At 71.7% G+C, this 19,836-nt stretch carries 12 protein-coding genes; 4 read left to right on the top strand and 8 right to left on the bottom strand.

Annotated features, from left to right (window positions below; genetic code table 11):
* The first annotated feature begins 114 nt into the window (after positions 1-114).
* Complete coding sequence (locus WMF24_RS28130; RefSeq protein ID WP_437730487.1) at positions 115-1,329, top strand: endo-1,4-beta-xylanase; 1,215 nt, start codon at positions 115-117, stop codon at positions 1,327-1,329.
* 283 nt (positions 1,330-1,612) lie between these two features.
* On the opposite strand, the gene WMF24_RS28125 is transcribed toward WMF24_RS28130, so the two are convergent.
* Positions 1,613-2,998 (bottom strand): carbohydrate-binding domain-containing protein, encoded by a 1,386-nt coding sequence (locus WMF24_RS28125; protein WP_437730486.1) that lies wholly within the window; start codon positions 2,996-2,998, stop codon positions 1,613-1,615.
* Positions 2,999-3,590: 592 nt separating this feature from the next.
* Between WMF24_RS28125 and WMF24_RS28120 the strand changes: the two genes are divergently transcribed.
* Positions 3,591-4,754, top strand: a complete 1,164-nt coding sequence (locus WMF24_RS28120) for an amidohydrolase family protein (protein WP_437730485.1) — start codon at positions 3,591-3,593, stop codon at positions 4,752-4,754.
* Positions 4,755-4,869: 115 nt separating this feature from the next.
* The gene (locus tag WMF24_RS28115; protein WP_437730484.1) at positions 4,870-5,949 is read left to right on the top strand and encodes a formylglycine-generating enzyme family protein; all 1,080 of its coding nucleotides are present in this window, start codon (positions 4,870-4,872) and stop codon (positions 5,947-5,949) included.
* Positions 5,950-5,998: 49 nt separating this feature from the next.
* Here the strand turns inward: WMF24_RS28115 and WMF24_RS28110 are convergent, their stop codons facing one another.
* The 5 genes from WMF24_RS28110 to WMF24_RS28090 form a co-directional block, all read right to left on the bottom strand.
* Positions 5,999-8,935 (bottom strand): kelch repeat-containing protein, encoded by a 2,937-nt coding sequence (locus WMF24_RS28110; protein WP_437730483.1) that lies wholly within the window; start codon positions 8,933-8,935, stop codon positions 5,999-6,001.
* 327 nt (positions 8,936-9,262) lie between these two features.
* Positions 9,263-9,916 (bottom strand): hypothetical protein, encoded by a 654-nt coding sequence (locus WMF24_RS28105; RefSeq protein WP_437730482.1) that lies wholly within the window; start codon positions 9,914-9,916, stop codon positions 9,263-9,265.
* A 362-nt stretch (positions 9,917-10,278) separates the two neighbouring features.
* Positions 10,279-11,178, bottom strand: coding sequence for an OmpA family protein (locus WMF24_RS28100; protein WP_437730481.1), 900 nt, complete (start codon positions 11,176-11,178; stop codon positions 10,279-10,281).
* A 388-nt stretch (positions 11,179-11,566) separates the two neighbouring features.
* Complete coding sequence (locus WMF24_RS28095) at positions 11,567-12,841, bottom strand: hypothetical protein (protein ID WP_437730480.1); 1,275 nt, start codon at positions 12,839-12,841, stop codon at positions 11,567-11,569.
* Between the two features lie 72 nt (positions 12,842-12,913).
* On the bottom strand, positions 12,914-14,269 hold the full coding sequence (locus WMF24_RS28090; RefSeq protein ID WP_437730479.1) for a hypothetical protein: 1,356 nt from the start codon (positions 14,267-14,269) through the stop codon (positions 12,914-12,916).
* An 89-nt stretch (positions 14,270-14,358) separates the two neighbouring features.
* On the opposite strand from WMF24_RS28090, the gene WMF24_RS28085 reads away from it, so the two are divergent.
* A complete protein-coding gene (locus WMF24_RS28085; protein WP_437730478.1) occupies positions 14,359-15,348 on the top strand; it encodes a TetR/AcrR family transcriptional regulator in 990 nt (329 codons plus the stop codon).
* 177 nt (positions 15,349-15,525) lie between these two features.
* On the opposite strand, the gene WMF24_RS28080 is transcribed toward WMF24_RS28085, so the two are convergent.
* Positions 15,526-18,090 (bottom strand): MopE-related protein, encoded by a 2,565-nt coding sequence (locus tag WMF24_RS28080; protein WP_437730477.1) that lies wholly within the window; start codon positions 18,088-18,090, stop codon positions 15,526-15,528.
* Between the two features lie 376 nt (positions 18,091-18,466).
* Positions 18,467-19,672 carry an endo-1,4-beta-xylanase gene (locus WMF24_RS28075; RefSeq protein WP_437730476.1) on the bottom strand — a complete coding sequence of 402 codons (1,206 nt, stop codon included), beginning with the start codon at positions 19,670-19,672 and terminating at the stop codon, positions 18,467-18,469.
* Positions 19,673-19,836: the final 164 nt, after the last annotated feature.

Raw genomic sequence — 19,836 nt, 5'->3', positions numbered from 1 at the left:
GAGCCTCCCCATCGTCGAGAGAGCTTTCTTCGATGCGATCCGATCCACGCGATCCGGCCGCCCTGGAAAGCGACGTCATACCAACATCTCACGCAGATCGAAGGGAAGTCCGAAATGAACAAGAACCGCTCTTCTCGATTGCTTTGCAGCACGGCCTGGATCGCGCTCGGAGTCGCGACGCTCGTTGGCTGCTCTGATGGAGGCGGTGGCGACGGCGCGGGCGGCGCGGGGGGCGCGGGCGGCGCCGACACCAGCGCCAGCACGACCACGAGCTCGAGCATGACCACGAGCACGAGCTCGAGCATGACCACGAGCACGAGCTCGAGCATGGCCACGAGCACGAGCTCCAGCACGAGCACGGGCTCGAGCATGGCCACGAGCACGAGCTCCAGCACGACCAGCGCCAGCACCGGCGGTCCGGCCACCTCGACCAGCACGTCCACCGGGACCGGCGGCCCCGAGCCCATGGAAAAGTTCGTCGGCAACATCACGACGAACGGCGCCGTGCGCGACGGCTTCGCGAGGTACTGGAACCAGATCACGCCCGAGAACGAGGGCAAGTGGGGGTCCGTCGAGCCGAGCCGCGGGCAAAAGAACTGGGCAGCGCTCGATCGGATCTACAAGTACGCGCAGGACAACAACCTCATCTTCAAGCACCACGTCTTCGTGTGGGGCGCCCAGCAACCCGACTGGGTCGGGCGCCTCTCCGGGCAGGAGCAGCAGGCGGCCGTGCGGGATTGGATGAAGCAGTTCTGTGAGCGCTACCCCGAGACGAAGTACATCGACGTCGTCAACGAGCCGCCGCCCCACACGACGCCCTCCTACAAGAACGGCATCGGCGGCGACGGCGCCAGCGGATGGGACTGGATCGTCAACTCGTTCAAGTGGGCTCGAGAGTTCTGCCCGAACGCGGTCTTGATCCTCAACGACTACAACAACATCGAGTACGAGAACGACCACAACAACTTCATGCGGATCGCGAGGGCGGTCATCAACGCGGGCGCCCCGGTCGACGCGCTCGGCGCGCAGGCCCACGACGCGTACAAGATCAACACCAACACGGTGAAGGGCTACATCGACAAGATGGCCTCGCTGGGCAAGCCCGTGTACATCACCGAGTACGACATCGGCATCGCGGACGACAACCAGCAGAAGCGGGTGATGGAGGAGCAGTTCACGATGTTCTGGGATCACCCCGCCGTCCCCGGCATCACCCTCTGGGGTTACATCGTCGGCGCCACGTGGCGGGACAACACCGGCCTCCAGCACTCGAACGGCAACATGCGGCCGGCCATGCAGTGGCTGATGGACTTCCTGGATCGCGGGTGACGCCGCGCTGATGCGCTGATCCGGGGCGCCTCGCGCAGGCTCGGGCGAGCGAGCGCCGCGCCCGCCGCCGTCGCGGCCTGGGGTACCAGAAGAGACCGCCTCGACGCCGCGGCGCGCGCGCTCGCCCGAGCGCGGCCCGGCCTCGCCGCTCGGGAGCGGCAGCCGGGCCTGCGCGCGCGGAGGGCGGTCCCTTCAGGGCCGGGGGGCGCCTGGCTCCGCGGCCGTCCAGGCGACGTTGCCGTCCTGGCGCGCTCCGAGCAGCGCCTGCTCCACCGCCGCCGCGCTACTCCACGAACCGGAGCCAGTTCAGGTTGATGTCGCCGGTCTCGAAGGCGACGCGCACGACGTGCGGGCCGACGGTCACCCAGCCGACAGGGACCGAGACGGTCTGCCACGACTGCGCGCCGCCGGTCGCCGGCAGGACGACGGTCCCGGTGACGTTCTGGCCGTCGATCTCGACGTGGAGCGCCTTCGATGCGCCGGTCGTTGCCACCCGCAGCTCGAGGGTATACGCGAGGGGGAAGCTGTTCATCACCGAGTAGTTGAGCCACTCGCCTGCGGCGGTGCCGGTGACGTTGGCGCCGGGGCCGGTGGGAGCGTCGGCCGTCGGCTCGAGATCGACGTGCTGACCACGGTAGAAGCCGGTCGCGTTGCCGATCGTCGTGTCGTGGTAGGCGACGCCCTCGTAGCCGTAATCGAAGTGCTCCGCCTCGATCGTGCTCGTCACCGGCGCGTGCGTGAACTGGTAGGGGATGGTCCGGAGGGAGCCGCCCTGCGTGTTCACGCCGCGGTCCTTGAGCCACGTGAAGACATCGTAGCGCGCCGCGGAGTCGAGCCGGGTGTGCCAGTTCGTCCGCGAGATGCCGCTGTCGTCGGAGAACGTGTAGTAGGAGTTGACGCCGACGACGAGCTGCTGGGACGTGCCGGTGCGGTAGAGGGGCCCGCCGGAGTCGCCGGGGCAGAGGCTCGCCGCGGCTGGATCGGTGAGGACGCCCTCGGTGATCACGTTGGCGCCCGCGACGTCCGCCGCGTCCTCCGGGACCACGTAGGAGCCGTCGTGGATCAGCGCGCTCGCCGGGAGCGTCGTCACCGTCTCGATCTTGAGCCGCGCCGGGGGGGTAGGCTGGTCGACGCCGTTCTCGCAGCCGTAGCCGGCGATGATCACCTCGGTTCCCGGCAGCACGGGGTTGCCGTCGACCGTCGCCTCGGGGATGTCCGGCGTGTCCTCGTTGACGACGATCACCGCGACATCCGGCGGATGGTACGGGTTCAGGATGTTCGTGCAGTGCCTGTGGCAGCTCGGCCGGGAGGACGTCCACGTGGGGAAGATGTGGGCCTGCGCGACGGTCAGGTTGCGCCGCTGCATGCCGGAGGGGCCGTTGTCGGTCGTGAGCGCGATGGTCGAGCCCGGCAGATGGTTGCTCCCGACGCCGCCTGTGTTGTCGTCGTCGATGCAGTGGGCCGCGATGAGGAAGTGACGCGGGCCGACCTTGGCCCCGGTGCAGTTGCTGACCTCCACCGTGGCGGGGACCTCGCTCTCGAGGGCCGGGCGCCCGCCGATGAGCTCATCGCTCGACTCCTCGACGTGCTCCGAGGTCGGCGCGTCGATGTCGCCGACGCACGCGGCGAGGAGGAGGGGAAGCAGGCCTATCGCTGGACGAAGACGCATGGAAATTCCTCTTTTCATCTCGACCCGGAGGCTCCTCGCGCGAGAAACAGCCTTCGCGGCCCGCCCTGCATCGGGGAGCGCGCGCCGTCGTCGGCTGATGGCCGCTCCAGCAGCGCTGGGGCGGCGGCGGGCCGACGCGAGGCGGTTCAGGAGGCCGGCGAGGCTCCGCGCCGGTCCGTGCGGTGGTTGCACCGCACAGCGGGGACCGGCGCGTGCGCTCGCGCGCGAGCAGACTGCAGCGGATCGATGGTGGATCCGTCGGAAGTGGTTGCGTGGCCGGGGAGCTCGGGCGCGAACAGACTTTGAAAATACTATTTACTAACCGAGAGGTCCGCGCCCGGCTCCCTCTGGCTCGGTGAATGGCGGCGAGCCCGGCGGCCCTTCAGAAATTCGTCCGTGGCCCGCCGATTTTTCCCGGGGGCGCGGAACCGGGCCGCGGGATGACCCGCAGAGGAGGGCCGGGGCGGGCAGGACGCCGGCCCTCGAGCAGGGCGGAGCGGGAGAGCGGTGCGGTGCCAGAGGCGGATGAGCCCCTGTCGGACGAGCCGGCCGTGCGGCCGGGTGCGGTATGCTCCCGGCCACAGGTGCCCTCATGTCCCGCTCGCCCCTCCTGGCGCTCGCCCTCGTTTCCCTCCTGCCAGCCGCGTGCGCTCGCGGCCCGGCCGCGCCGGGGGCGCAGCCGGTCGCGGCGCGGTCGCAGCCCGCCGACATCGCGGCGCTGCGGCTCGCGGACTGGCGGCCCGTGCCGCTCGTGGCGCTCGAGCGCACCGAGATAGCGCACCTGGCCGTGCCCGCCATCGATGTCCACACGCACCTGCGCCGGGTCGTGGACGTGGCGGCCGAGGTCGCGCGCATGGACGTGCTCCACGTCGAGACCATGGTCAACCTCGATGGTGCCTCGGGCGAGCGCCTGGTGCGCGAGCTCGAGCGCTTCGACCGCGCGTATCCGGGGCGCTTCCTGACCTACGCCAACCTCGACCTCGCGCTCGTGGGCGCGCCGGGCTGGGGCGCGCGCGTCGCCGCGCAGCTCGCGGCCGACTTCGAGGCCGGGGCCAGGGGGCTCAAGATCTTCAAGGAGCTCGGGCTCACGGTGCGCACGCCCGAGGGCCGGCGCATCGCGCTCGACGACGCGGAGCTCGAGCCCGTCTGGCGCACGTGCGCGCGCTACCGCCGGCCCGTGCTCTGGCACGTCGCCGACCCGGCGGCGTTCTTCGTCCCGCTGGACGCGAAGAACGAGCGCTGGCACGAGCTGCACGAGTTCCCGGGCTGGTCGTTCGCAGACCGGAGGCGCTTCCCCACGCGCGCGCAGCTCTTCGAGGAGCGCAACCGCGTGCTCGAGCGCCACCCCGACGTCACCTTCGTTGGCGCGCACATGGGGAGCTCGTCCGAGGACCTGCGGCAGCTCGCGGGCTGGCTCGATCGCTACCCCAACTTCCACGTCGACATGTCGGCGAGCGCCAGCGAGCTCGGCCGGCAGCCGCGCGCGGCGCACCGCTTCTTCGTGCGCTACCAGGACCGCGTGCTCTTCGGCACCGACCTCAAGGGCGCCCATGCCGCGGGCTACGAGGTCTACGCCCGCTTCCTCGAGACCGAGGACGACTATTTCAGCACCGAGGACGCGAACGGCCGCCAGGGGTTCTGGATGATCTACGGCGTGCACCTGCCCGCGCCGGTGCTGCAGAAGATCTACCGCGATAACGCCCGCCGCCTGTTGTGGCCCGCGGATCCCGCTCGGCTCGACGGAAGTCGGCGATGAGGTGGGCCGGTCAGCATGGCCCTCGCGTTGTTCGACGGCCTCGTCACCGTCGCCCCGGGCATCCAGCAGCGCTCTGTTGATTCCTGGCTCTCGCCTGGATAACAGAGGCACGACCATGAAGAAGCGAGCTGCGCGATGGTCGTGGGTGGCGCTGTGCCTGCCGGGCGTCGGGTGCACGACGGTCGTCGGGCTGGACAGGCCCTATCATCCAGCGGAGGAGCACGGCGGCAGCGGTGGCAGTGGCGGCGGCGCCGAGGGCGGCGGCCATGAGGGTGGTGGCGGCGGCGCCGAGGGCGGCCATGGTGGCGGTGGCGGTGCTGGCGGCGTGGAAACGGGCAGTCGCTGCGCCGGGCTGCCTGCGACGTGCGGGCCGGCGGGAGACGAGAGCTGCTGCGCGAGCGAGCCGGTGACCGGTGGTACGTTCAACCGGAGCAACGACCCGGCTTTCCCGGCCACGGTGAGCGACTTCCTGCTGGATCGGTTCGAGGTCACGCTGGGGCGATTCCGCGCGTTCGTCGACGCGTATCCCGGGAGCCGGCCAGCCGTGGGCGCGGGCGCTCACCCGAGGATCGCGGGCAGCGGGTGGTACGCGGCGTGGGACGAACACCTGCCGTCGGACAGGGCGGAGCTCCTGGAAGGGCTGCTCTGCGATCCGGAGGGCATGGCGTGGGTGTGGACGGATGAGCCCGGCGCGAACGAGCGCCTGGCGATGAACTGCGTGAGCTGGTACCTGGCGTTCGCGTTCTGCGCGTGGGACGGCGGCCGGCTGCCGACAGACGCGGAGCTCGGTTACGCGGCGGCCGGCGGCGCCGAGCAGCGCCCGTACCCGTGGTCCACCTCGCCGGACGATGTGGCCATCGATCCTGAACACGCCGTGTATGCCTGCCTTGGCAGCGATGTGCCGGGGTGCGTGATCGAGGACATCCTTCCGGTCGGATCGATGTCACCGCAAGGAGACGGGCTGTTCAAGCAAGCGGATCTGGCGGGGAGCGCGTTCGAGTGGGCGCTGGACTGGCACGCGGACTATTCGCCCGACTGCGTGGACTGCGCCGTCACGACGGGCGGGACGGAGCGGGTGATGCGCGGCGGCGGCTGGCGCAGCGCCGAGGAGAAGCTGCTCCTCTCCACCCGCGACCACCGGGCCCCGACGTCCCGCGCGGCCGGCATCGGGGTCCGGTGCGCGCGGGATCCGTGAGCGACGTCTCCTACCTTCACGGACACGACCGAGCCGCTCCGTCGCTGTCTCAGCGCCTGCGGCGGCGCGCGAAGAGGGCGCCAAGGGCCACGAGGGCCACGAGGCCGCGCCCGCCGTCCTCCGCCGAGCCGCCGGCGGCGCTGCAGCCGCCGCCCGGCGCTTCGCCGCCGCCAGCGCCGCCTGTGCCGCTCGCGCCATCGATACCGCCCTGACCGCCTGTGCCGCTCACGCCATCGATACCGCCCTGACCGCCTGTGCCGCTCACGCCATCGATACCGCCCTGACCGCCTGTGCCGCTCACGCCACCGATACCGCCCTGACCGCCTGTGCCGCTCACGCCACCGATACCGCCCTGACCGCCGGAGCCGGCCATGCCGCCGGTGCCGCCGCCGGCCTCGCCCATGCCGCCCGCGCCGCCCATTCCACCGGCGCCGTCTCCACCGCTCCCTCCCTCACCTCCGCTTCCGCCGGAGCCGCCCATTCCACCGGAGCCACCGAGTCCGCCGGAGCCGCCGCTGTTCTCCGGGGTGACGCCGCCCTCGTAAATCTCCGCGCTTCCGTGCGCCTCGGGGTCGCCGTCGCCGGACGAGCAGCCTGCCAGCAGCCCCCCGAAGACCAGGACGCGGTTGCCATCGAGCAGCACGGACGACGGAGCGTCGCGGAACCGGCTCATGTTCTGCACCGTCGACCAGCCGTTCGTCACGGGGTTGTACACAGCGGCGCTGCGGAGGGTGCACTCGCTGCCGCCGGTCCATTCCTTTCCACCCGCGATGAGCACCATTCCGTTCCCGAGCAGCGTGGCCGTGTGACGTCGGCGCGCGACGTCCAGGGGGCCGGTCACCGTCCAGTCGTTCGTCGCCGGATCGTAGACCTGCGCGTGCGGGACGTTCGGCGCGCCCGTGACAAGCACCCGACCATCGCCGAGCAGCACCGCCGTGAAATCAGCGGGCGGCATGAGCAGCGCCTGCGTGGGCGTCCAGGCATTCGTGGCCGGGTCATACCGATCGGCGCCGTCGCCGCTCACGACGAGCACGCTGCCGTCGAGCAGCCTCGTCGCCTTGTGCCCGGAATGCGCGAAGGTGAGCGTCCCGGCCGGGGAGAAGGTCCCCGTGGCCGGATCGTAGAGCTCCGCCGTCGCCGGGTTGCCCGCGCCGCCGCTCACAAGCACCCTCCCGTCGTGCAAGAGGACCGCCGAATGCCGCGAGCGCGGGACACCGAGCGAGCCCGTCGCGGACCAGGATCTCGTCGTCGGATCGTAGATCTCGGCGACCGCCGTCCCGCCGCCCACGACGAGGAGACGATCGTCGGGGAGCCGCGAGAGAGCGACGCTCGTATCGTGGTGCGCGGCCATGTGGCCGGTGAGCGTCCATGTATCGCTCACCGGATCGTATGCCTCGGCCGTCGACGGAGAATCACCGCCCACGACGAGGATCTCGCCGGTCGAGACCCGGATCGACGCGGGCTTGCGGCGCGCGTGCGAGAGCGGCGCGACGTCGCTCCAGGCGTTCGTCGCCGGATCGTAGAGGTTCGCGGACAGGGTATCATCCCAGTTGTTGTCGTACCCGCCGGCCACGAGCACGCGGCCATCGGCGAGCTCGGCCCACGTGCCGTCGTGCCGCGGCACAGGCATGTTCCCGGCCGGCGCCCACGCGGGCTCGCAGCCGACCGGCACATCCCCGACGCAGGCGCCCGCCTGGCAGACGCCGTTCGCCGTGCAGCCGTCGGCGCTGCCGCAGACGGCGCCGCTCAGCGGCGTGCAGGTGCCGTTCGCCGATGCGCCCGCGGTCACCGCGCACGCGTCGCACGAGCCCGCGTCGCACGCCGTATCGCAGCAGACGCCGTCGACGCAGTGGCCGCTCGCGCATTCGCCAGCGAAGAGGCACGGAGCGCCCTGGGCCGCGAAGGTGAGGAGCTCGGCGCCCCCGCCGCCGGCCACGAGCACCCGCCCGTCCGCGAGCGCCGTGGCGGTGTGGCCGCTCCGGTCCGTGTTCAGGTACCTGCCGAGCGTCCACCTCCCGCTCGCCGGATCGTAGACCTCCGTGAGCGCGCCGCCGCCGGCGACGAGCACCCGGCCGTCGGCGAGCGGCGTGGCCGTGTGCCTGTGGTGGGTGACGTTCATCGGCGTCGCGGCCGTCCAGGTGTTGCTCACCGGATCGTAGAGCGTCGCGCTGCGGTTCGTGGAGGTGAACCCCTCACCGCCGTAATCGGTGTAGCCGCCGGCGACGAGCACCTTGCCATTCCCGAGGAGCGTCGCTGTGTGTCCTTCCCGGTTCTGGATGGATCCCGCGGAGGTCCACGTGCCCGTGGCCGGATCGTAGCGCTCCGCGCTGCCGATGGGGTCGCCGGAGCTGTTCACCCCGGCCACAACGAGGACCTTGCCGTCCGGCAAGAGGGTGGCCGTGTGGGAGGAGCGCGCCTGCGCCATGGCCCCCGTCGCGGTCCACGTATCCGCGTCGGGATCGTAGATCTCGCTCGACCTCATCAGCTCCTCTTCGAACTCACCGGCGGCCACGAGGATCCTGCCATCGGGCAGGAGCGTCGCTGTGTGGCGCTCGCGCGGCATGAGGAGCGGCGCGGCGAGCGTCCATGTATCCGCCATGGGGTCGTAGATCTCGGCGACGTAGGTCGCGCCGCCGGCCACGACGACCCTGCCGTCCGGAAGCAGCGTCGCGGTGTGGCCTGTGTGCGGCGTGCTCATCGGCGCGACGAGCGTCCATGTGTGCGTGTCGGGGTCGTACACCTCGGCCGTGGCGCTCGCTCCGCCGGCCACGAGGACCCTCCCGTCGAGCAAACGTGTCGCCGTGTGCCTGATCCGGGCGACGTTCATCGGCGGCGCCACGTCCCAGCGCGGCGCCGTGAGCGCGGCGGCAGCCGCCCCGATGCCGTGCTCCGTTGCGCGGCTTCGTGGGACATCGGCGCCATTGCACCCGAGCGGCGCGACGAGCAGGACAGGGGCGAGGCGGTGCAAGAACGAGGCTGAACGCACGCTAGACGATAGCGGCCTCGGCGACGTGGCTGTCAAGACAAAGCGACCGCCGCGGCGGACAGGAAACATGGGGTTTCCGTCCGTCTCAAGCTTCGCGGGGACGGCACGTGGCGAGCGGGACAGCCCGCGCGAAGTCACCCCGCCGCGCTCGATGCTCAAGCTAGCGCCGCGCGCTATCGAGGCGAGAACAACGATCACGTCGAGCGAGCGAGAAATGAACCGCCAAGACGCCAAGGACGCCAAGAAGAAGACAATGTCTTGGCGTCCTTGGCGTCTTGGCGGTTCGAAGCTCTGCTCGTTTCAGGCGGGTTCAACCCGTTTGTTGTTCTAGGGAGCCACCTTGTCGATGGTGACGTTCACCCCCTGGGTGATCGTGCAGTACCCGTCGAAGCCCGACCCGCACTCGTCGACGTCGAAGGTGATCGTCCCGTAGGGCTCGCCGCTGCTCGGCGCGTCGCTGTCCACGTCGACGTCGGCGGCGGAGAGCCACGCGAACAGGCGCCAGCGTTGCTTGTCGGTCGTGCCGACGACCTCGCCGACCTCGTACGGGTGGGGGAAGGTCAGGCCGTCCAGGCGCTCGTTGAGCGTGATCCATCGATCTCCGGCGGCGAGCGCTGGATCGGTGAACTGCGGGTCGTCCTCGTCGAAGGCCTCGCCCGAAGCCGGGATGGCACGGACCCGGAGGGTCGTGAGCCCGCTCGTGCTCACGCCGTCGCCGAGCGAGACGACACCGCTGGCGCCCGGGCCTTCGGGATCGCCGAACGGAATGCACCCGGAGAGCGCTGCGCCGAGGGCCGACAGCGCGACCCCGAGGACGCACCCGCGGGAGATCGATCGGCCCGGCGAGCGCCGCGCGGCGGCCCTGGAGGACGTGATGCGGGCGACAGCGCGCGCGCCGCGATGGATAAGCACATTCAAGGTCATCGAGAGCTCCTGCCGCCGCCCGGCGGCCGCGTTGATAGAGAGAAAGATCGTGTGCACGCGGTGATCGACGCCGCCCGGACCGCGACAGCGCGGAGGCAGGGCGTCAGGAGGATGCGATCGGGTTCCCCACCGTCCTGAGCAGCCCAGGCGGGAAGGCGTCACGGGTTCGCGACGCTCACGAGGGGCGCCTCCTGCTCCATGAATGTCGAAGGGTCCCCCGCGGCATCGCGAAATCGCCGCCGGACGCGCGCCCACGGGGCCGCGAGCAAGAAATCGCCGCCGGACGCGCGCCGGCGGGACCGAGCGCGAGATGAGCGACATGACGGCGTCGACGCCGTCCGGCGCTGAGCCGGCCGACCGTCAGGGCGCCCGACAGGCCAGGAATGGAGGAGGGAAAGCCCGCGCCTCCCGTTTCCTCTTCACCTGGCGTCCCCGGGGCTCCTCGGCTCGCTGCCCTGGCGCGACTCCCCGGATACGTCGGCCCGTATTCGCGCCTGCAGACACGCGGCGTGGGAGCCCGGGTGCGGCTTCTGCCGAGCGTACGTCAAGGGCTCGTCGAGCCGGCCTACAAGGCGGTCGTCGACGTGGACGCGCAGGGAGAACGAGTCTCCCGGGGCGAGCGCTCCCTCGGCCTCCACAACGGTGCGGATCTCCAGCTCCGCGCGGGGCCGCTTCAAGGCGAGGAACGCGCCCGCGCCGAGCGGTCCGTCGAGCGCGAAGACGACGCGGTCCTCCGCGGCCAGGGCGCGGAGCGAGACCCGCGCCGTGGCACACCGGCCCGCGTGGCACGCCTCGATCGTGAGCCGGTCGCCCCGGAGCTCTGCCGCCGCGAGCGTGAGCCTCGCCGTGACGCCGGGGAGACAGCGATCCTCGATCAGGAGCACCGCTCTCGGTTTTTCAGGGCTCGAGAACAGGATGACAGAGGGCGAGTCGACGAGGAGGAGCCGCTGCTCGTCGCTGAGATCCAGGCGGCCTCGCGCGAACGCCCCGCGATCCCCCACGACGATCCGCGAGGCGCTGACCCCGCGGCGCTCGAGCTCGCGCCGCACCGCAGAGGCCCGCCTCCGGGCGAGCTGCAGCGCCGCGGCCTCGGACGGCGTCTCGCCGCAGCGGGTCGTCCCGACGAGGGTCACCGAGCCCAGAGGGTAGTCTGCGAGGACCTTCACCACGTTGTCGAGCACTTCGCCGACAACGATCCTGTCCGAGCCGCGTTCGAAGCGGACGACCTCCTGGAACGCAGTCCGCTCGATCGGGTGATCGACGTACTTCGGCGTCGAGAGCCCCGGCGCCAGGGCGTCGAGGCAGCTCTCGAAGGTCACCTTGGGCCATGAAGGGGTATACTCTGTAGAACGCGGCCCGCAGCAGAGGCGGCCATCACGGCTCATCACCCAGCCCTGCGCCACAGGGGCGCCGCGCGGCGAAGGACAGCTCAGGACGCCCGGCTCCGCCGGCCCCTCGGGCGCGGGCGCTTCGCTCGCCGGGCGCGCTGGCCGCTGGCTCAGCGGCCACTGCCCGGGCAGACCGGCGGGCGGCCACTCGCCGGGCCGGCCGGAGGTCGCTCCCGGAGTGGAGGCCGGCGGGCCCCCGCACGCCCCCGCAGCCAGGAGCGCGGCGACGATCAGCGCCGCCGTGGCTCGCCTCCGGCGCGCGGGCCGTCGCGGTGCTGCGGTCAAGGGATCTCCTCCGGGAGAGCGCGCCGTCGCGCGATCATCGCGCCTCGACCTCGCGCGGGACCCGCGCCTTTCGGCATTCGAGGCCCGAGCTGGTTCGCTGCTCGTTCCTTGTGTAGAGGAGCGCCTCCTCGAGCCGCGCGACGACCTCGTCGTCGACCTGCACGCGCAGCGAGAACCACTCCCCCGAGGCGAGCTGGCGGCCGTCCTCGAACGTCGTGTGCACCGTGAGGGCAAACCCGCCCGGCGCTTCCCACGTGAGACGAGCGGCCGCGGAGAGCCGCCCTTCGAGCGCGAGCACGACCTTGTCGCCTGCGCCCAGGGTGTCGAGCGCGAGCCGAGCGGCCGCGCACGCGCCGGCGTGACAGGCCTCGATGCGCAGGATGTCGCCCTCGAGCTCCGCGGCCGGGAGGAAGCGCGTCGCGATCGCGCCCGGCACGCAGGGGGGCTCCTCGGGCTTGCTCCTGTCGTCGCGCAACGTCTCGAGCCTGAGCGGGGTCGAGTAGGTGAGCACGACGGGCGAGTCGAGCAACGCGCGCAGAGGCCCGGGCGTGAATTCGAACCGGGTACACAGGAGCGTGGCTTCGTCCTGCTCCACGATCCGCGACGCGGGCACCCCACGCCTCTCGAGCTCACGCCGCACCGCAGACACCCGCTCCGCGACGAGCCGGCGATCCGCGGCATCGGATGCGGTCTCCCCTCTCCGTGTCGCCCCGGTGAGGAAGACCGGAGCATCAGGGCGCATCTTCGGGAGCTCCTTCGTCAGGAAGTCCAGATGAGCCATGCTCGCCATTCGCGCGGATCCGAGCTCGAAGGGGACATGCGTCGGGAGGATCTCCGCGTCTCCTCTCCGGATCACGAGCGTGGATGGCTCCGCGAGCGCTGGCGCCACCTTCTCGAAGCAGTAGAGGTCGCCTCGGCGCGATGTCGTGGGGGCATGGCGTGGCGTGCAGCAGAGGCGTCCCTCGGGATCGATCACCCAGCTGTCCGCGTCCATCACCCAGCCTTTGCCGGGGTCAGCGCTGTCCCGCGCCGGGCAGCGCAGGAGCCGCGGCTCCGCCGCCCGAGCGGGCTGCGACGGCGCTTGCGCGCCGACCGGCTGCGTTTCGCGGGCGCGGGCGCCGCGCTCGGGCGGCCCGGGCGGGTGGACCGGCGGCGCGCCGCGCGGGAGGCGGGCCTCTGCGTCCGGCGCGGAGGCCGGCGGGCCTCCGCAGGCCACGGCCGCCGCCAGCGCGGCGAGCATCAGCGCCTCGACGGGTCGTCTCCGGCAGGTGCCCCACGGCGGCATGGCGCAGAGGGTAATGCAAGACACCAGCGTTCGGAAAGCGCGTTGCGTGGAGGGGCGCGCCGGCGCGCACCTCGGCTGGCGCGCGCTGTCGCGGCGTCAGGGCGCCATCGGCAGCGCGACCAGGATGTTCGCATTGCACATCTCGTTCTGCGTGCCCCACCCTGGCAGCACGGGCTCCTTGGCGCCGCGCGTATCGTAGGAGCAGGTCACCTCGATCGAGGAGCTCGGGTCGAGCAGCGGCGGGGTGCGGTACCAGTACATGCCTTGCCAGTGGACGTCCCAGTCGTCCACGCGCGCGATGCAGCTCTCCTGCTCCCCCGACGCCACGCGCACGTCGAAGGTGCGCCCGAGCTCGTGCATGTGCGGCATCACGCCGAGCACCTCGATCGGGGGCAGCGCCGCATCGAGCCCGAGCTCCGCCCGCGTCAGGCTCCACGTGTAGGCGGCGTTTTCTTGACGGGGCGGCAGCGTGTCGGGCCCGTCCGGCTCGAAGAGGCTCGTGAGCAAGCCGTCGGCCCCGAGGAACACGGCGCGCCGCTCCACGGTGTCCTCGTAGCGGAGCCGGAGGCGCGTCGAGTCCTCGGCGGAGGCGTCCGCGCGGTCATGGAGGTTGTAATGCACCTGGACCACGAAATGGTCCTTCGAGGAGATCGGCGCCCCGGTGCCGACGGGGAACTCGACCACGTTCTGCCCGGGCGCCCAGGCGAACAGCGGCTCGAACGGCAATCCGTCGGACGGGCCGCCGAAGCACTCCCAGCCGGGCCTGTCCGGCGAGGCGCCGTCGAGCTCCGTCATCAGATCCTGGTTCGTCTTGCCCTCCACGAGCGACGGCTCCGAGGGAGTCACCCGGTAGACCGTGACGTGATGAACGATGGACCGGACCCCGGGCGTCACCTGATATCCGGTGATGAAGCGGTCGGTGTCGAGGCCAGGGTCCACAGGAAAGCACCGCCACTCGTCGTAGGCCGCGAGGGGATCGGCGGGGTCGGCCACGGGGGTGATCGGCGGTGTCATGTAGTCGACCCCGCCCTCGAGCGTGGGCACGGGCGGGGTGGGCGGCGCGCCCGCGCGATCGCCCTCGGCGCGCGCCCCGGCCGCCCAGCGATGAATGGTGTCGAGCTCCTCGGCGGTGAGCGTCTCGTCGGCCTGGAAATCGCCGCACGAGCCGTCGTGCGCCACGAGGAAAGGGGGCATATGGCCGCCCTGCACCGCGTCGTCGATCGCGCCGGCGCGCGCCTTCGCCGAGGCGTAGTCGTCGAGGCGGAAGGGCCCGAGCCCGCCCTCCTGATGGCACGAGGCGCACTTCGACGCCGTGATCGGCGCGACGTCCTGCCAGAACGTCGGCTCCGACGCCATCTCCTCTGCCGCGCATCCGAGCGCCAGCGCGAGCGGCGCGGCGGCCGCGAGGCCGCGCGCGTGGAAAAGCAGGGTCGTCGGTCGCATCGGTCGCATCGGTCGCCTGTCGTCTTGCTGCTTCACGCGGACCTCCCGGAACTGTTTACGATGTACACTGTATTGTGTGTGGTATACGCAGTTGACGGATGGCTGTCAAACCCAAGAGGCGACGGAAAAGTGCGACGGAGTACAGCGGGGGCGGCGACGCCGTGCGCAGCCTCGATCTCCTCTGGGGGGTCAAGAAGCGGTCGAGCCGGGGGCCCAGGCCCGGCCTGAGCCTCGATCAGATCGTGCGGGCCGCGATCGAGCTGGCCGACGGCGAGGGGCTGTCGGCGCTGTCGATGCAGCGGGTCGCCGCGAAGCTCGGGTTCACCCCGATGTCGCTGTACCGGTACGTGCCGAGCAAGGCCGAGCTCCTGGACCTCATGCTGGACGCCGCGGCGGGGGAGATGCCCCTCGTCGACGGCGTCCCCGGGGGGTGGCGGGCCAAGCTCGAGGCGTCGGCGCTCGCGGACTGGGCGCTCTACCACCGCCATCCGTGGTTCTTGCACGTGACGCCGGTGCGCCCCGTGATGGGGCCGAAGGGGATGGCGACGTACGAGGCGGCGCTCCGCGCGGTCGCCGGGATCGGCCTCACCGACCGCGAGATGCTCGCCGCCGTCCACCTCGTCGACAGCTACGTTCGCGGCGCGGGGAGGCTCTCGGTGGACCGGGCCGAGGCCGAGCAGGAGACCGGCGTCAGCGACGAGCAGTGGTGGTCCGAGCGCGCGTACTTCTGGGACAAGCTCTTCGACCCGGCGCGCTACCCGACGATGGCGCAGATGATGAGCTCGGGCGCGTTCGACGAGGACCCGTTCACGAAGGACGTGTTCCTGTTCGGCCTGCAGCGCGTGCTCGATGGCATCGAGGCGCTCGTCCGGTCGCGCTCCGGCCCGTGTGACGAAAGTCGTGAAACGTCACGCCTGTCGGGGCCAGATTGTGACGAAACTCCCGACGAACCCCCCCGGCGTGACGAGGGGTCGACGTGCGCGCAGTGCGGCGGCGAGATCGCCCAGCCCGCCACGGGGCGGCCGCGGGCATACTGCTCGCGGGCTTGCCAGCAGCGCGCCTACCGGGCCCGCAACGCCCCGGGGTGACGGGGGAGGGGCGTCGACCTCATGCGACGGCGTGGCGATGGGGCTCACGGCGCTGCTCCGGCCCGCCGGCCGAGGCCCCCGCGGCGCGCGCGCGGCTCGTCGACGCGGCGCTCGCGCCGTGGGGGAGGCCGGCTCGGCGCACCCGCAGGCGCCGCGAGGGGGAAGCTCCGCCGTGGATCAGAAACCCACCCTGGCGAGGAAGGTGTCCTGCGCTGTCGCGGCGACGAGCGTGCTCTCCCCGAGCCCGAGGGAGAGCGTGCCCGTGAAGGTGCCGGCGATCACCGCGCTGCCGTCCGCGGAGACGGCGAGGTGCGTCGGGCGCTGGTCGCCCGCGTCGCCGTAGGTCTCGACGAAGAGGGTGTTGCCGTCGGGGTCCAGCCTGGCCAGGTACATGTCCTCGCCGCCGGCGCTCGTGAGCATGTCGACGCCGAGGCCGAGCGTACCGGTGCCGGTGAACGAGCCCGCGAGGACGACGTTCCCGAGCCCGTCGACGCCCAGCCGCATCTCCTGCTCCGGCACGAGCCACCGGCTCCAGAGGGAGGTCGCTGCGCCGTCGACCTTGCTCACGCGGCGCGCGCCGCGACCGTCGTCGTTGCCGAGCACGGTGTTCCCGGACGCGTCGATGGCGAACTGCCAGGTCTCCGCTTCGGTGCCAACGCAGGTCCGGTCGAGCACCTCGCCGGAGGGGCTCAGCGTGAACAGCTCCCCGCAGCTGTAGATGACTTCCTCGGGGGAGAACTGAAAGAAGGTCACGCCCCCGACGGTCACGATGTCGCCGTTTTCACGCACGGCGATGTCGTCGAGGCGCTCGCTGTCGTCGTCGTCGCCGAGCCTCCTCCTCCATGTGAGGGCCCCTGTCGCGCCGTCGAGCTTGCTGACGAAGCCATGGGGCCAGTTGATGGAATCGAGCGCGCCCGCCACGAACACGTCCCCTGCGGCGTTCATCGCCACCGCCCGATCTGTCTCGAGGAGCGCGACGAAATCGCGGCTCCAGAGGAGCCCGCCTGATGGATCGAGCTTCACGACGCGGTGATAGAGCTCGGGGTACGACGACACGTCCTCGGGGTCATAGGGCCTGAGGACGGTCCCGAGCAGCGCGATGTTCCCCGACGCGTCCGTGGCGATGTCGTGGGCCGCATGGTCATCGCCCTCGAACGTGCTCGCGAAGAGGACATGTCCGCTCGGATCGAGCTTCGCCACGAACGCCTCGGTGCCGGCGGTCCGCGGCAGGAGGGGGCCGGCGCCGAGGTCCACGGGGCTCGCGAACGAGCCGGCGATGATGGTGTTGTCGAAGGCGTCCACGGCGACGGCGGTGATCGAGACGCCGGAGAGCTGCTTGACCCACTGCGCGATGATCCTGGGAGCGCAGTCGCTACCGTTCTCGTTCACCGCACCGTCGCAGTCGTCGTCCACCGGGGTCGCGCACGACTCCGGCTGCGGGAGCACATCGCCCTCGCACGGCCCGAGGCTCGTGCCCTGCGCGTCGCAGAGCGCCGTGCCAGGCGTGCACGCCCCGACGTTCATGGTGCTCAGCGGGCCGGAGTAACACGCGACGCGCTGGTTGGGCGGGCAGACGCAGCTCCAGCCTTCCTCGTTGACCTGGCCGTCGCAGTCGTCGTCGATCGGGGTGAGACACGTCTCCTGCGCGGGCAGCACCTCGCCCTCGCAGGGGCCGAGCTGCGTGCCGTCCGGCCGGCAGCGCGCGGTGCCGCCAGCGCAGCGGCCGACGCCCTCGGTGCCGGCAGGGCCGGAGTAGCAGGGGACGACCGCATCGGGGAGGCAAGCGCAGCCGGCGCCCTCCTCGTTCGTCTGGCCATCGCAGTCGTCGTCCACCGGCGTGGCGCACGTCTCCGGGCCTGGCAGCACCTCGCCCTCGCACGGCCCGAAGCCCGTGCCCTGCGCGTCGCAGCGGGCCGTGCCGCCGGCGCATCGGCCAATGCCTTCGGTGCCGGGAGGACCCGAGTAGCAGGGGATGATCTCGCCGGGGAGGCAGGCGCAGCCGGCGCCCTCCTCGTTCGTCTGGCCATCGCAGTCGTCGTCGACCGACGTGAGGCAGGTCTCCGCCGCCGGCAGGACCTCGCCGATACAGGGGCCAAAGCCGCTGCCGTCGTCCCTGCACCGCGCCGTGCCGGCCTCGCAGGCGCCGACGCCGAGCGTGTCGAGGTGGCCGGAGTAGCAGAGCACCTCGGTTCCGGGGACACAGACGCAGTCGGCGTCATCTCCGCCCGCCGATCCATCGCAGTCCTCGTCGTCTGCCGTCGAGCAGTCCTCCGGCGCCGGCAGCACCTCGCCCTCGCAGGGACCGTGACCGGTCCCGGACTCGTTGCACGTCTGCAGTCCGGCCGCGCAGCGTCCGACGCCCAGCGTGCCCGGTGGACCCGAGTAGGGGCAGGCGGCCTGGGAGCCGGGAACACAGACGGCGCCCCCGCCACCTTGACCGCCGTCGCCGCCCGCCCCGGCGTCGCCGCCCGCCCCGGCGTCGCCGCCCGCCCCGGCGTCGCCGCCCGCCCCGGCGTCGCCGCCCGCCCCGGCGTCGCCGCCGGAGCCGCCCAGCCCGCCATGGCCTGAGCTGCTCACGCTGGGGTCGCCGCCGGAGCCGCCCGCCCCGGCGTCACCTGAGCTGCTCACGCTGGGGTCGCCGCCGGAGCCGCCGACGCCGCCGCTGCCGCCATTGTTCGGCGTACACCCGGCCGCCACGCCGAGCAGGAGCGCCGCCCACCGCCGTCCGCGCGGTGCAACCACCGTGTTGAAGGGAGCCAATCGAGCTGTATCTTTCCGCATGGACCCTCTGATGCGCGCGTCCGCGGAGCCGTTCAAGGGCCGGCGTCGTCCGCGCCGGCGGCTGCGAGCGCGGCGTTGCTCCCCGAAGGTCTGCCCCCTGGCTGGGATCTCTCGTCCACCGCTCACTAGAGCTCGTAGACGTCGACCTCGTCCGCCATCACGTGGGGCACGACACGTCCTGCTCGGCGCCCTTCGCGTCGAGGCGGAAGACCTCGGGTGCGCCGCTCGTGCAAACGGCGAGCCCCTTGTCCGTTCACGCGATGCCGTTCGGCATGTGCATGTCTCAGGCCTATCCCAGCGGCCCGCGCTTTCAGCGCTGGAGGAATGTCGCGAGGGATCAGCGGGCGCGGCCGAGGAAGTCCATCAGCCAGGCCATGGCCGGCCGATGGGTGCCGTCCGGGTGCACGAGGCCCGTGTTGTCCCTCCAGGTCGAGCCGACGACGTAACCCCACAGGGTGATGCCTTTGATGGCCCCGTGGTTGTAGAACATCGTGAACTGCTCCTCCATCACCCGGCGCTGCGCGTCGTCGTCCGCGAGGCCGATATCGTACTCGGTGATGTACACGGGCAGGCCCGTCGCGGCGAGCCCGTCGATGTAGCCCTTCACGGTGGCGGTCTCGATCTTGTACGCGTCGTGGGCCTCTGCGCCGAGGGCGTCGATGGGCGCGCCCGCCTCCAGCAGCGTCTTCACGAGCTCGACGAAGCGCCTGTGCTCGCCCTCGTATTCGATGTTGTTGTAGTCGTTGAGGATCAAGGTCGAGGTCGGGCAGAACTCGCGCGCCCACTTGAAGGCGTTGACGATCCAGTCGTGGCCGCTCTCGCCGTCGCCCCCGATCGCGTGCTTGAAGGGGGGCGTCGTGTGGGGCGGCGGCTCGTTCACGACGATGATGTGGTCCGTGTCGGGGTACCGCTCGCAGAACGACTGCATCCAGTCGCGAACGGCCTGCCGTTGCTCCTCCGCGGGCATCGCCGTGAGCCAGGACGGGTGCGGCGTACCCCACACGAAGGCGTACTGCGTGAAGGGGATGCCGTGGTCCTTCGCGTACGCGTACACCTGGTCGAGCCGGCTCCAGTCTCGAACGCCGCGCGCCCTCTCGACGGAGCTCCACCTGCCCTCGAGATCGGGCGTGATCTGGTCCCAGTACCGGATGAAGTCGTCGCGCACGACGCCGTTCGTCGGCATGTTGCCGACGAACTCGACGGTGCTCGCGCCGCCCGAGCCACCCGACCCGCCGGAGCCGCCGGAGCCGGCGCTGCTCGTCCCGGAGCCGCCGTCGCCTGCGCCGCCGTTACCCGAGCCGCCGTTACCCGAGCCGCCGTCGCCCGAGCCGCCGGCCCCCGTCGCGCCCGTGCCGCCGCCGGTCCCCGTCGTCCCGGCGCCGCCGTCATGGCCACCCGCTCCCGTCGAGCCGGCCGCGCTCGACGAGCCGCCCGGGCCGGCGCCAGCCTGGTCCACCCGGGTAGAGCAGCCGGAGAAGGCCGCGATTCCGATCGCCATCCACGAGGCGCCGCACAGCCATCGAGAAGAACGGGTCTTGTTCATGTCATGCCCTCGTGCGCTGAAGGACCGTGGCCGATGGCCTCCGGGACGGAAGCCGATGGGCAGCAGCGCCCGCCGGAAGGCGAGCGCGCAGAGGTACGCTGGTCAGAGATCGACCCCTGCAAGGAATGCCCGCTGACCGTCGGATCTGTCACGACCCATTGCGC

Source organism: Sorangium sp. So ce1335 (genome assembly GCF_051521615.1).
Taxonomy (GTDB): Bacteria; Myxococcota_A; Polyangia; order Polyangiales; family Polyangiaceae; genus Sorangium.
The sequence above is the reverse complement of the archived record's forward strand: the minus strand, read 5'-3'. Positions and strand labels throughout refer to the sequence as shown.

Coding starts and splice junctions, on each gene's coding strand:
- WMF24_RS28130 (WP_437730487.1), top strand. CDS start 115: ATGAACAAGAACCGCTCTTCTCGATTGCTTTGCAGCACGGCCTGGATC.
- WMF24_RS28125 (WP_437730486.1), bottom strand. CDS start 2,998: ATGCGTCTTCGTCCAGCGATAGGCCTGCTTCCCCTCCTCCTCGCCGCG.
- WMF24_RS28120 (WP_437730485.1), top strand. CDS start 3,591: ATGTCCCGCTCGCCCCTCCTGGCGCTCGCCCTCGTTTCCCTCCTGCCA.
- WMF24_RS28115 (WP_437730484.1), top strand. CDS start 4,870: ATGAAGAAGCGAGCTGCGCGATGGTCGTGGGTGGCGCTGTGCCTGCCG.
- WMF24_RS28090 (WP_437730479.1), bottom strand. CDS start 14,269: ATGCGACCGATGCGACCGACGACCCTGCTTTTCCACGCGCGCGGCCTC.
- WMF24_RS28085 (WP_437730478.1), top strand. CDS start 14,359: ATGGCTGTCAAACCCAAGAGGCGACGGAAAAGTGCGACGGAGTACAGC.
- WMF24_RS28075 (WP_437730476.1), bottom strand. CDS start 19,672: ATGAACAAGACCCGTTCTTCTCGATGGCTGTGCGGCGCCTCGTGGATG.